This is a genomic window from Flavivirga jejuensis (assembly GCF_030540765.1).
Lineage (GTDB): Bacteria > Bacteroidota > Bacteroidia > Flavobacteriales > Flavobacteriaceae > Flavivirga > Flavivirga jejuensis.
Map to the genome: position 1 here is coordinate 309,597 of NZ_JAUOEL010000006.1, position 14,772 is coordinate 324,368.

8 protein-coding genes are annotated in these 14,772 nt (G+C 33.4%); 2 read left to right on the forward strand and 6 right to left on the reverse strand.

Annotated features, from left to right (window positions below):
• Window positions 1–175: 175 nt before the first annotated feature.
• Window positions 176–1,495, forward strand: a complete 1,320-nt coding sequence (locus tag Q4Q40_RS17475; protein ID WP_303303237.1) for a sulfatase-like hydrolase/transferase — start codon at window positions 176–178, stop codon at window positions 1,493–1,495.
• 302 nt (window positions 1,496–1,797) lie between these two features.
• Window positions 1,798–2,811, forward strand: a complete 1,014-nt coding sequence (gene mgrA, locus Q4Q40_RS17480) for an L-glyceraldehyde 3-phosphate reductase (RefSeq protein ID WP_303303238.1) — start codon at window positions 1,798–1,800, stop codon at window positions 2,809–2,811.
• 148 nt (window positions 2,812–2,959) lie between these two features.
• Here the strand turns inward: mgrA and Q4Q40_RS17485 are convergent, their stop codons facing one another.
• From Q4Q40_RS17485 to Q4Q40_RS17510, 6 genes are all read right to left on the reverse strand, one after another.
• On the reverse strand, window positions 2,960–3,640 hold the full coding sequence (locus Q4Q40_RS17485) for a hypothetical protein (protein WP_303303239.1): 681 nt from the start codon (window positions 3,638–3,640) through the stop codon (window positions 2,960–2,962).
• Window positions 3,641–6,137: 2,497 nt separating this feature from the next.
• Complete coding sequence (locus tag Q4Q40_RS17490; protein ID WP_303303241.1) at window positions 6,138–6,611, reverse strand: hypothetical protein; 474 nt, start codon at window positions 6,609–6,611, stop codon at window positions 6,138–6,140.
• 163 nt (window positions 6,612–6,774) lie between these two features.
• Window positions 6,775–7,332 (reverse strand): REP-associated tyrosine transposase, encoded by a 558-nt coding sequence (locus Q4Q40_RS17495; RefSeq protein WP_303303242.1) that lies wholly within the window; start codon window positions 7,330–7,332, stop codon window positions 6,775–6,777.
• 156 nt (window positions 7,333–7,488) lie between these two features.
• Window positions 7,489–7,821: a hypothetical protein gene (locus Q4Q40_RS17500; RefSeq protein WP_303303243.1), complete on the reverse strand. Its 333-nt coding sequence runs from the start codon at window positions 7,819–7,821 to the stop codon at window positions 7,489–7,491.
• Window positions 7,822–8,239: 418 nt separating this feature from the next.
• On the reverse strand, window positions 8,240–8,533 hold the full coding sequence (locus Q4Q40_RS17505; protein ID WP_303303244.1) for a hypothetical protein: 294 nt from the start codon (window positions 8,531–8,533) through the stop codon (window positions 8,240–8,242).
• A complete protein-coding gene (locus tag Q4Q40_RS17510) occupies window positions 8,517–14,768 on the reverse strand; it encodes a DUF6443 domain-containing protein (RefSeq protein WP_303303245.1) in 6,252 nt (2,083 codons plus the stop codon). The genes Q4Q40_RS17505 and Q4Q40_RS17510 overlap by 17 nt, the downstream gene beginning before the upstream one ends.
• Between the last annotated feature and the right edge of the window lie 4 nt (window positions 14,769–14,772).

The window sequence follows — 14,772 nt, forward strand, 5'->3', positions numbered from 1 at the left end:
GTTATGGCGAATGTTTAACAGGAAAATTAAAAATAATTGCAAATAATTCTTTTCTTTGCTGAAAATGAATCAGTTAAAAGGATATTTTAAACCTATTTATTGCTTCTTAGTCATATTTATACAAAAGTTAAGTAATTTTAACCAAGTGACTCCAATTAATTCAAATTTAAAATTTATGCTTCGTTACATATTTATTAGTCTATTTATGCTATTCGTTTTTTCCTGTGGTGATTCAACTGAAATGATTGATGATACCGAAAAAGAAACAGAAAATACTCAAAGTACAGCTCCAAATATTTTACTAATTATTGCAGACGATATGGGCTTAGATGCCACACCTAGTTATGATATAGGAAATACTAAACCTAATATGCCTAATCTTCAAAGCTTGATTGACACAGGGGTACGATTTAATAATTTATGGTCTAACCCTACTTGTACACCAACACGTGCAGGTATACTTACTGGTAAATATGGATACAACACTGGTGTGACTCAAGTTGGCGACGAACTATCTACTTCTGAAACCTCATTACAAGCATATTTAGATTCAAATACCAATTCGGCTTATAGCCATGCAGTAGTCGGGAAATGGCATCTATCAAATAACGCTAATCATCCAAATAACATGGGGATTAATTATTACGCTGGAACTTTAGGAGGTGGCGTACCTTCATATACTAATTGGAGTTTGAATATAAATGGTACAACAACAACATCTACAGAATACATTACTACAAAACTTACCGATTTGGCTATAGACTGGGTTAATGACCAAACAAAGCCTTGGTTTTTATGGTTAGCTTATAACGCACCACATACGCCTTTTCACTTACCTCCTGATGATTTACATTCTCAGGGAGTATTAGCATCAGACCAAACAAGCATTGATGCAAATCCTTTACCTTATTATTTGGCAGCTATTGAAGCTTTAGATACTGAAATGGGGAGGTTAATAAGTGCCATGTCTCAGGAAGAAAAAGATAATACCATAATCATTTTTATTGGTGATAATGGTACTCCAAATCAAGTAGCACAGGAATATGTTTCTATGCGTACTAAAGGAACGGTATATCAAGGCGGTGTTAATGTACCTATGATTATTTCTGGTAAAGGTGTTACCCGAATAAACGCTACTGAAGATGCTTTAATAAACACTACTGATTTGTTTGCTACCATAGCGAATATAGCTGGGGTAGACATTACTGAAATCAACGACAGTCAAAGTTTTAAAACATTATTATCGGGTTCTGGTACAGCTACAAGAGATTATACGTATACCGAGATTGGAAAAACATCTGGAAGTGATTACACTATTAGAAATGCAACCCATAAATACATTAGCTTTTACGATGGTTCGGAAGCTTTTTACGATTTAAGCAGTAATCCGTTAGAAGCTCCTAATTTATTAAACGCAAACCAATTGCCACTTAGTGCATCAAACAGCTCAATAAAAGATGCATTAACTACAAAGTTATCAGAGATTAGAAATTAAGTTTTATTAGTTTATACTTATTCCGTAACAGATTTAATACCTTTTATTGGTCTCAATTTTTGTTAAGCTTTAGTGTATTTCGCTTTCAACTTCTAAAAATTTTTGAAATGAAAGTTTATCACTTTTTAGACAGATGTTTGTTGCTACAATCTATTGAAAAACCTCAAAACTTTAACAAAACTTAAGTATTAATTTGATACATAATAAACCGTTTTATTATATTTAATATAATTCTAATACAAATTAGAAAATAATTTACGCTTAAGGGTACCTACTTAAAAAGTAATTCGTTTTTTTGAAATATGAAAATTAATGATAAATCAAAAACGACAAGTTACCTAGCTTCAAACGATAGGTATACTACTATGACTTACAATAGGTCTGGAAAAAGTGGCGTGCTTTTACCTGCAATCTCATTAGGTTTATGGCATAATTTTGGCTTTGTTGATAGCATACAAAATGGTAGAGAGATTATTAGATGTGCTTTCGATCTAGGTATTACTCATTTAGATCTGGCGAATAACTACGGACCTCCATACGGATCTGCCGAAGAAAATTTTGGTACCATCTTTAAAAAAGATTTTAAGCCTTATAGAGATGAATTGTTTATTGCTACCAAAGCTGGTTACGATATGTGGCCAGGGCCTTATGGTGATTGGGGCTCCAGAAAGTATTTAATATCAAGTTTAGACCAAAGTTTAAAACGTATGGGGTTAGATTATGTGGATATTTTTTATCACCATAGACCCGATCCAGATACTCCTTTAGAAGAAACTATGGGAGCACTGGCAGATATTGTACGACAAGGAAAAGCACTCTATGTTGGTATTTCTAATTATGCACCAGAAGAGACCCAAAAAGCTGCCGATATTCTTAAACGTTTAAACGTGCCTTTTGTATTACATCAAGCGCGTTATTCTATGTTCGATCGTTGGGTGGAAGATGGACTTTTAAATACTTTGGAACAAAATGGTGTAGGTTGTATTGCATTTTCGCCACTGGCTCAAGGTCTATTAACCGAAAAGTATTTAAAAGGGATTCCTGAAGGCTCCAGAGCTGCTAAAGACCTCACCTATTTAAATGTAGATACTGTAAATAGTCATATTGAAAAAATTCAACATTTAAATACGATAGCCCAAGAGCGTGGGCAAAAGTTATCGCAAATGGCCATTGCATGGATTTTAAGACAACCACAAGTGGCATCTGTTTTAATAGGAGCCAGTTCTCCTAATCAATTAAAAGAAAATATAAAGGCTGCAGAGCATTTAAGTTTTTCTGAAGAGGAATTAAGGTTGATTGACAAGATAGTTTCTTAGATTTAATCGTTTTTACAGATAACGAAAGAGCTATTAGGTTATACACAAAAGAAGGTTTTCTAAAAAGAAAATGAGGTGAAAACCAAATGAAGGGAATCGTTCTGTTTATAGACATAACATAAACAGAACGATTCCCTTCATTTCTTTCTTATTCCTTTATTACAATAATAGTTGCTTTTACACCAGTAGCAAGATTCCAACGGTTTGAAGAAATAAGGTTTCCTAAATCATCTACAACTTTAAATTCAGCTGTATTGGGTCCAGACTCTCCTTGATTTAAAGCTAAGAAATCTATCTTGTTAAAACCTTTTTGTAAGTCGAGTTTAAATCCTTTAAAACCACCTGTTAAAAATACTCTGGGATGAATAATATCATCATTTATTAAAACCCGAATAACATCTCCATCAACAAAACCATGATCTCGGTATACAACATTAATAAACTTTGCCTTACTTTTAAAATCACCAAAATACTGATCTGTGCTACTACCGTTTTTCATTTCCAACTCTTCTTCACTTAGCTTTAACTGATCAAAACCTTTATTAATGCGGTCTACATAAAGTTCACCAGGGTTACCAAACGTCTCGCCTCCTAACATAGAAAACTCTTTTTTTGGCATATTAAGATTAGTCGTATTACGAGGTATATTGATATTATTGAGACTTGTGCTGTTATTAGTAGGTTTAGACGGTAATGGTAAATTAGAATCTAATGAATCTTTTTTACTTTTCACTGCAGGAATAGTAATAGACTTTTGTTTCGTATCAATCTGAGCATGTGTTGATAACGAAAAAATAAAACATATAAAAAATGAAAAATAAAGTCTCATTTGTTATTTAATAATATTATTGAATTAATAGGTATAATATATTCCAAAGATATTTTTTTATCTTAAAACTTATATACTCTTTTATATATTTTGTATTCATTTAACACAATAACCATTCCTAAAATAGATTAAAAGTCTAAAAAAGCGTCTATTACTTACTATTACCCTATCAAAATTGTTAAAATATGTTAATTTATTACTTTGTTATACATAGTACTGTAACACTTTTAATTTATGGTCGTCTATCTAGTATAACCAATTAAAAATAACAATTATGAGAACTTTAAACAACAATCAATTATCAGGAACATTAACTGGAACTAAAAGTAATAAATGGAATAATAAAAGACGCTTTAGATAAGCCGTTCTATATTGCTAAACAACATCAATCAATCAATCAATCAATCAATCAATCAATCAAAATTAAATCAGAAATCATGAGAACATTACACAGTAATCAATTAAGTGGTACTTTAAACAATACAAAAAGTTACAACTGGAACAGCAAAAGACGTTACAGATAAGTAGCGTCTTTTAAAACAAAAAAAACGTTCATCAATCAATTAAATAATCAAAAAAATGAAATCAACTACCAAAATATCTAGATGCTTAAATAGTATCACGCAAGACAATTTATTTACTAATAGGATAATACCTAATCATATTAATTCGCATGTTGATGCTTGGAGGCGGTTAAAGCGCTTTGCTTATTAACCCTTTATTAAGAGTATGGATAAAAAACACTGTTTCTTTTTTCTTAAATATGACTTTCTTTTAACTGTGCTTTATATCTAAAACCAATTTTGACAATTTATTAATTGAATAGTTAGTAAATACAAAAAGCTGTTTATTTTTAAACATTTTTTTGCTTGGCTTTAACCATTAAATATTAATTATAGTTAAACAAAAAATATACTTATGAGTAAATTTATAGATGTTTAGTTAAAAATATTATTGATTTATGATGTTTTGTTCTACTACAACATATACCAAAGAAACTAATACTTTTCAATGTTAAAAGTTATAAAAATGAAGTTACTCTATTTCTAAAGTAGCTTCTTTCTTAATTTATTTTAATTTCTTATACTTAGTACTCTACAAACGAAGCCCACTAGTTGACTCAATAAAAAAGCTTTCTTTTTTTATTATTTTAGTCCCGTTTTACTTACTCAATACGGCACTCGTCAAAGACGAAGCGCTAGCGCATACGAGGACTAACGGGGGAAATCATGAGAACATTACACAGTAATCAATTAAGTGGTACTTTAAATAATACAAAAAGTTACAACTGGAACAGCAAAAGACGTTACAGATAAGTAGCGTCTTTTAAAACAAAAAAAGGTTCATCAATCAATTAAATAATCAAAAAAATGAAATCAACTACCAAAATATCTAGATGCTTAAATAGTATCACGCAAGACAATTTATTTACTAATAGGATTATATCTAATCATATTAATTCGCATGTTGATGCTTGGAGGCGGTTAAAGCGCTTTGCTTATTAACCCTTTATTAAGAGTATGGATAAAAAACACTGTTTCTTTTTTCTTAAATATGACTTTCTTTTAACTGTGCTTTATATCTAAAACCAATTTTGACAATTTATTAATTGAATAGTTAGTAAATACAAAAAGCTGTTTATTTTTAAACATTTTTTTGCTTGGCTTTAACCATTAAATATTAATTATAGTTAAACAAAAAATATACTTATGAGTAAATTTATAGATGTTTAGTTAAAAATATTGTTGATTTATGATGCTTTCTTCTACTACAACATATACCCAAAAAACTAATACTTTTCAATGTTAAAAGCTATAAATAATGAAGCTACTCTATTTCTAAAGTAGCTTCTTTCTTAATTTATTTTAATTTCTTATACTTAGTACTCTACAAACGAAGCCCACTAGTTGGCTCAATAAAAAAGCTTTCTTTTTTTATTATTTTAGTCCCGTTTTACTTACTCAATACGGCACTCGTCAAAGACGAAGCGCTAGCGCATACGAGGACTAGCGGTGATGTTTTGTTCTACTACAACATATACCAAAGAAACTAACACTTTTCAATGTTAAAAGTTATAAATAATGAAGCTACTCTATTTCTAAAGTAGCTTCTTTCTTAATTTATTTTAATTTCTTATACTTAGTACTTACTCTACAAACGAAGCCAACTAGTTGACTCAATAAAAAAGCTTTTTTTATTATTATTTTAGTTCCGTTTTACTTACTCAATACGGCACTCGTCAAAGACGAAGCGCTAGCGCATACGAGGACTAGCGGGGAAAATAGACTAATAGTATAATTTTCCAACTACAAAACCATTATTTTCATTACTCAACAATAACACAAATAACCAAATTCACATCAAAAATATATACTATATAAAACAAAACAGGCATACTTATATACACCTGTTGTTTTAATATATTTAAATTACTTTTAATTGATTATTAGTAGTTTAAATATATATATGACTCTAACAACTAATTTGAGTTAGTACCCTAATCTGTACCATTACCACTATTACCATACTTATTAAAGCGCATACTTAAGACCAATTGGTTATGAACAATATCCGCAGGATAAAATGAATCTATCTCATAAAAAAAAACTTCTCCAGATTTAAGGTTGTATTTGAATACTTTTGTCTTTCCTTCCGCAATTTCTTTGTTACTTGAGAAGTAGGACTTATCCGAATTCAAAAATTCTTTATATTTCATGGAGTATTTCTTTCCTTCAAATAAACTATAAAGTGATTGAGTTGTTGCTAGTATATAATTTCCATTTTTACACTTACAATCAAGAATAGGTAATTCGTTATCTAAAAAATCAAATCTATTGTTTGAATTGAAATCTGCAATATTTAAAAACACATTTGTATTTAAAGCATCATTATTTGTTTTCATTTTTTTTAAATCTCCATAACGAGAAATCAAATTATCCACTATTAATTTATGCATTTCATAATCTTTCATAATTATTGTATGATTTTTGTTCGTAAGAGTTCAGTCATTCCAGATTCTGTAGTTCTTATTGAAGTTTCATAACCTGCTTTTATATATGCCCCCCGCTAGCGCTCGTTTGCAACGAGTGCCGTGCCTGTTTTTTTCATTATTAGTTTTTACCTTTATTCTAATTCTACCCAAAAAAGCCAATAGAGTCTATTTCTAAAACAGTATGATCCTCTTGATAATTTCTGGCACTAGAATATTTCCAATCAATAGCATTTGTTACAAAACCACTTTCTACAGGATTGTTATGAATATAATCTATTTTTTGTTTTATTACTTTTTCACTCCATAATTCTATAGGTTTATTATGATGTTGCCAAAATTGATATTTACTCACATTACTTTGTTTTTTGCCTGCGCGTTCAAACATCCATAATAACCAGTCTTTTCTACTTTCTTGTGGATTATTTTCTATGATTTCTAAAACTTTTTTGGCTGTATGCTTTTTATAAGCTTGTATTAATTCCATGGGTTGCTCATCAGCTGAGCGGAATATAAAATGTACATGACTTGGCATAAAACAATACGCATACAATTCCATACCTTTTTCTGCTCTACAATAATTTATGCTGTCTGCCAATACACTAAAATAAACTTGTCTTGTAAATATGTCTAACCAATATACTGTTGCAAAACTTACAAAATATAAACCACTAAGGTTATGAAATTTATACTTTCTACTCATGTCTCTAAAATACAAAAAGCTATGACATAAAAATCATAGCTTTTGTTATTTGCTTACTCAGAACGGCACTCGTCAAAGACGAAGCGCTAGCGCATACGAGCACCAGCTGGGCTAGCCACACGAGGACTAACAGGGGTTGCTCCAACTCTGTCTCTATTAAATCTTTGATGACTTGTAAAGATTGTTAGACAAGTCGTCCTCATAGTCTTTAAGACTTAATCCGTCGACTCCTCCAACTCCTTTGTTAGATTTTACACGCTTAAAAGCTCGTGATACCATCTCTTTACTGATTGGTAATGGTTTTGATTTCTCTTTAAAAATCCTACTCATATTTTGAGGTGTTTCTAAATTAAAAAAAACTTGTATAATTTGGCTTCTTCGCTCCACTTTCATTACAAAAGCTTCTTCACTACTACAAACCAATCCGCATCCTTTTGTTGCTTTGATAATTGCCTTGTTATTCCCTAACTTGAACGTTCTCTTTAACATCAACAAAAGGCTTTCCTGCGTTCCAAAAATAAGCCTAAATAAAAGTCATGCCTCCTTAACGACGACTGCCGTATAGCCAGTAAACAGGTAACCGCTATACTCTTCCCTAAGACTCCTAGATATCTCGGTTTTGACAATATGTTCCGCTTTCTCGACGCTTCATCAGTAGGTTCGCTCTCGCTCACCTCTTTTATTCGCACTTGACTCTTTAAAAAAAGTCTTTTCTTTTCTCGCTTCACACTATAAAATCACTCCTATAGCATCAGAAAAGTAGTTTGATACACGCTCCTGGAAGCCTATATCGGTAGACCTAATACCATCTTATTTTTAGTTACGTAAGTCTTTCGACTTACTCACAGCACACCCGAGGACTTGCGGGGGTTACAAACTTCGAAGAGCTGGTAATTAAATGACCCTATTAATATATTAATAGATTAATCAAATAAGCCAGAATAAGTCCTAATAGAATACTAAACCATTTTAAATTCATTTTGCCTTTTACTAGAAAAAGAAATAAAGTAAAAAACAGAAAAGGCGCTTCTCTTAAAAAAAGTATAGTAAGTGTTATGGCATCGGATTCTACATTTCTATCACTGAAATAATTCCATATAGTTTCTGAAAATATTATTTTAAATAATTCTACTAATAGAAATAAAACAATTGATATTATAAAAATATCTATAACCTGTCTCTTTTTAGTTTTGTGCTGCATCTCCTAAATTTTTACCTATATCTTCTGCCATTTTACTTAATTTTTTCGTTTGTTTTGCCAATTTATCTCTATTACTTCTTTGATTAGATGCATTTTGCTCTAAACTACTTTTAACCACTTCAAAAAAATCATTTCCTGATTCATTTAAAGTTTGCGTTTCAGATGAGCTTACCGTAGTTGAATCTTCTTCAAAAATAGAATGTATACTTCCATTTGGATTTTCTTCTGAAAAACCACCTCCTCTATAAACAGAAAATGTCTGTGTTGTAGTTGTAGTTGTAGTTGTTACTTCACTATCTAATGATATATCTCCTGTTAAATCGATAGACTGATTAACGGTAGTTGTGGTTAGAACAAAACTTCCCGTTTTATTATCTTTTGCTGATACTTTGTTACCATTCTTGTCGAAAAATTGACCAACTTGAGTCATCTGTTCTCTTGACACACTAACAAAGTTTTCTTTTACTCCAACAGCTTTTTGTATTTTTTGCATTCCAGAGCTTAGATTGCTATCATTTACATTATAAGTTGTAACACTTGAAGCTCTATTATTCTTAAATGAACTAGTTCGCATTCTTGCACCATTTCTCCTTTCTGGAGATAAAACTTTTCCTTTTTCAGATATAACATTAACATTTGTACGGTCTCCTGGACCAAAAGGCATCATCCCATCTGGGTCTATAAAGAATATAGGATTATCAAAAGCATAATTATAAGGACTATGTCTTCTCATCTTTTCCGCCAATGGGTCAAGGTTCATCCACCTTCCTAGTTCAGGGTCATAGTTCCTAGCCGTAATATCATACCAACCTAAACCTAACTCATCCTGATACTCTTTACCCCCAAACTTCCGTTTCAACGCTATATTAGTACTAGCTACATTTAAGTTGTACCCTTTATGTTTTAAACCAAAAGGATAGTAGTTATTCTCCTCCAGTATTTCAACAGTTGCAGGATCGTTAACTTTGCGGATACTTACATCATCATACCATACGCTCCCAGCATAATAGTTGTCAATTCTTAAATTAAGTTTGGTTATATTAGCAGGCACACTTACTCTTTTTTCTACATAGCACCATTTTCCTTTTACAGTTGGATCGTGTTGGTCCAATAAAGTATAATAACCTGTTTCTCCATCTTCATTCATAAAAAGAAAAATTCTTGCTTTGTTTTCTGTTATATTTTCCATATAAACCCATGCAGAATATATATAGTCTGTAGTTTCGGTATTACTAATATCTATCCATTCATTGCTATGAACAGCATTTGCCCAATAGATCGATGGATGTGGGTCTAACCTTGCAGTATAATTCCCTTGAAATTTGAAGTTGCTGTCAAACTCATCTACCTCCCAACCCCAAGTATGTCCTGTACCGTCCCAACCAGATACACTCTCAAAACCATCAAAGAATATTTGGGTTGACCCTCCCGTTATAATTCCATCATCATTACTATCATTATAACTTAAGCGAATGTTACCAAGATGGTCTCTGTATTGGTATATATAATCAAAACTACTACCATTAGGCTCTACATATCCTTCGGGGTGGTTAAAGAATTTCAAAGAGCCATCTTCATATACATGATTACCTGCATATTCAGTTGTTACACCTGTACTCACTGTTTTTTCAAGCTTTACACCAGTAGCATCATAGAGATAAGAAATAGTTCCTATATTACTACCCCCGTCATTAATATCTACTAATGTCGGTAAGTTTAAATGGTTATAGGTAATATTAGTAATGCCTTTGTTTAAATCCATTATCATATTCCCATTATCATCATAGGTATAATCATTATTTGAATTGGTACCGTCTTTAAACCCATAAGCGTCATTTCCTGTATCGGCTACCTCTAGCAGTTTGTTACTATTCGTTTCATAGGTATAACTTAAGTTATCCATCGTTCCAAAGAGCGTAGCACCCGCATTGGTGTGTCCCTGTCTTTGCAAGTTAAGAATATTTCCGTTCTTATCATAAGCAATATTAGAGATATTATAATTGGTATTACTGGTATTGGTAGCACCAGTAATTCTGTTCAGCTCATCATAACTATAATTATACCATTTTAAGCTATTATCTGTATTAGCAGTTCGCCATTCGGTCGCAGATATGTTGCCATTAAACAGATTAGTCGCACCATAATCATTAGTATTATAATTGATCTTAAAACCAAACAGATCGGCTCCTAAGCTGGAAGGATCATTGATTTGTTTGAGCCAACCACGAATGTTATAAGTATAATTAATCATTTGTAAGCCGGTTGAATTTTCAATATTACCAGCAACAGCACCTCCCACTTTTTTGTTTTCCAATTGTCCCAGTTCGTCATAAGTATTTAAAACAATTAGTTCTTCAGTTAAATTATTGATCTTTTGCTTTTGAGATATGAGTCGTCCTGCATGGTCGTAGGCAAAGGTATCTACCGTAGTTATAGTACTTTGTCCTGTTTTATCGTGTACAGTGTTGGTTTCCGTTATCTGTCCTGTAAAATCCAATTGGCTTTTCACCTTATCGGTAGTTCCTAAATAATCATTAAAGCTATATACATAGATAGGTCTGGATTTTTCATCGTAGTAAGTTACAGTAGTAATCCATTTTACTGGACTGGAGTCCAGAACACGTACCTTACTCCCCGTAGCCAAGCCTTTTGTGTTGGTGATAGGAGCTATTCCATAGGACGTTTCTGAAACTCCCGATTCAATATCGAAGGTATAATCGTCGTAGTAATTGATGGTGTGCAGCTCATCCGTAGCAGCTACGGTTGGATATCCCCCATTATCATAATAAATAATCGTTCCCGCTATGGTAGTATATGACGAACTTTTGGTAACATATTGTGAGCTGTTAGCATCTGCCAGATCCTGCAGATCTGTTCTAAAACTCCCGTCACTGTACATTCCGGTGTAAGCGACCCTTCCAAATGCATCGTACTTGGTAAAGAGCCACTTATCATCTTCTTCTAAATTCGCATCCTGCGTTAAAATAGGTTGATTCAGTTTATTATAAACAATATACTCCCAGCCTTTCCCTGGTATCTTCTTTTCCACTAGTCTATTTCTATGGTCATATATATATTGATACCCTAAATTATCTAATATAGTAGATGTTATAGAAACAGAAGTATCTATATTAGGAGGGAGTACATAGGTTAAATTTCCAAAATCATCATACACATAATAGGTGTCATGAGGCGTAGAAATACCATTAACGTCTGCATAAGTTCTCTTTAAAATCACCCGCCCTTGTTTGTCCTTAAACTCTTCGATGGTATGGTTGGTACCACTGGTCCAATTCTCATCTTTGGTAATACTTTTATATAATTTGCCTACCACATAATTTCCGTGATCTATTAATGCTGGCGTAAAAGTATTATCCGCAAATGTAGTGGTTACACTGTAGTGCTTAACTTCGTTTAAAATATTGGTTTGATATTCAAACTTTATGGTATTATCTGTATCACTAGTTTTATTAACTAGCCAATCATTTCCTGGAGCTCCTTGTTCTAATATTCTACTCAGAGGAGAAGCTTCGAAATGTTTCTCTGAATAAGGATTTGTGGTATCCTCATATTCAGGAACATCGTAAAAACTATGGGTCGACGCTTCCGAACCTGATCTATAACTCCCTAAATTTCCTGTAGTTTCATGGTAAGGCAACCAATCCTTATCTTGACGCCCATAGGTATCATAGCCTATATGGGTTACAATATCCTTCTTATCTGGTGCTGCCTTGATACCAACACTTTGCATAGGTCTCCCTAAACCATCAAAATAGGCGACACTCTCTATAATATCTGTATCTTGATTTATTTCAGAATCACTACTCATGGGTTTTTGATAGGTCCTAGTATAGATATAATTCTCATCGGATAAAACAGCAGGGGTATAATCACAGCCATTATAAGTTCCATATTCTGTTGGACATTGATCAGCATTATTGGTAACATAACCTGCTGGCATGACACTATAAAATACACTTACAGTGGCATCTCCAAAGCCATCATCATCTATATCTGCATAAAAGGTTTGAGGTGCTATGTTAGTGATATTTACTGTATTATCATCATAATCTAAATTATTGGCTACATAATTATTTGGTTGTATACAGGCTCCTATTGAAACTCCAGAGCTACCATAACCATCTCCATCAGCATCAGCATACCAAGTTGTTGACTGAGAAATAGTATAACTTACGGTACTAGCTGTACTCCAACAACCACTGCTATTGTTTCTTGCTCTTAAATAATAAACTGTTCCACTGGTGCGGGTTATACTGGTTGATGAGCTACTTGTACTAGTACCACTAGAACTACTTTGCCAATAATAGGTAATACCACTGGGAGACGTGCTTCTTGTTAAAACGGTGCTACCACAATTGTTAGTGACCGTTGGTGTTGCAGGTATACCAGGTACTACATTCACTAAATAGCTAACACTTCTGGCTATACTCCAACAGCCATTACTATTGTTTCTTGCTCTTAAATAATAAACTGTTCCACTGGTACGGGTTATACTGGTTGATGAGCTACTTGTACTAGTGCCATTAGTACTACTTTGCCAATAATAGGTAATACCACTGGGAGGCGTGCTTCTTGTTAAAACGGTACTCCCACAATTGTTAGTAACCGTTGGTGTTGATGGTGTACTGGGTACTACATTCACTAAATAGCTAACACTTCTAGCTGTACTCCAACAGCCATTGCTGTTATTTCTTGCTCTTAAATAATAAACTGTTCCATTGGTACGGGTTATACTAGTTGATGAACTACTAGTGCTAGTGCCACTAGAGCTACTTTGCCAATAGTAAGTAATACCACTGGGAGGCGTGCTTCTTGTTAAAACGGTATTACCACAATTATTAGTAACCGTTGGTGTTGCAGGTATACCGGGTACTACATTCACTAAATAGCTAACACTTCTGGCTGTACTCCAACAGCCATTGCTGTTATTTCTTGCTCTTAAATAATAAACTGTTCCACTGGTACGAGTTATACTGGTTGATGAACTACTAGTGCTAGTACCATTAGAGCTACTTTGCCAATAGTAAGTAATACCACTAGGAGGCGTGCTTCTTGTTAAAACGGTACTACCACAATTGTTAGTAACCGTTGGTGTTGCAGGTATACTAGGTATCTCATTCACTGAATAGCTGACACTTCTAACAATACTCCAGCATAAATTGCTGTTGTTTCTAGCACGTATGTAATAAATCGTACCTGAGGTTCTTGTTACTGTTGTACTAGAATTTGAAGTACTAGTACCAGAACTACTACTTTGCCAGTAGTAGGTGACCCCACTGGGTGGCGTACTTCTGGTAAGTACGGTACTGCCACAGTTATTGGTCACTGTTGGTTTTACAGGTATAAGAGGTGCTTTATTCACCGAATAGTTGACACTTCTGGCTGTACCCCAGCATGAACTGTTATTATTTTTAGGACGTAAGTAATAAACCGTACCTGAGATTCTTGTTATTGTTGTGCTTGAATTTGAAGTACTGGTACCAGAACTACTGCTTTGCCAGTAGTAGGTGACCCCGCTGGGTGGGGTACTTCTGGTTAGTATTGTACTGTTACAGTTATTGGTCACTGTCGGGATGGCTGGAGTGGCCGGTACAGTATTGATGCTATAGCTTACACTTCTAGAGGTTGTACTCCATACATTACTACTATTTCTGGCACGTAAGTAATAAATACTGCCGCTAGTAAGTGTAATGGTACTGGCAGAATTAGAAGTGCTTGTTCCACCCGCACTACTTTGCCAATACCAGGTCACCCCACTAGGAGGCGTGCCTCGTTGTAATACAGTATTACCACAATTAGTACTTTGTATCGTAGGAGTCGTTGGAGGTGGTGGCGCACTAGCCGAAACCGTAACAGTTATCTCATCATAATAATCAGAATAATCATCATACACATCTACCATAAGTGTCTTGGTTCCTAAGGAGGTCCATGTGATATTAATATTAGGGGCGTTATAATCAAAATAAGTGCTACTATTCGATTCCGTTATAACCCCTCCAGAATTGGCATACCACATATAATAAAATCCAGATCCGGGAGTACTGTAATTACTATCGATAAAGGCATAGGGCTCAGATTGTCCTATAGTAGGATTTAAATGCCCGTCAATAAAATAAGTCTGAGCATAAAGACTACCTGAGCATATAAAACACATTGCTAAAAAAATCAGTGCTTTAATATTGAATGTATTATGGTTTATTGTTATTGCTGTCATGTTT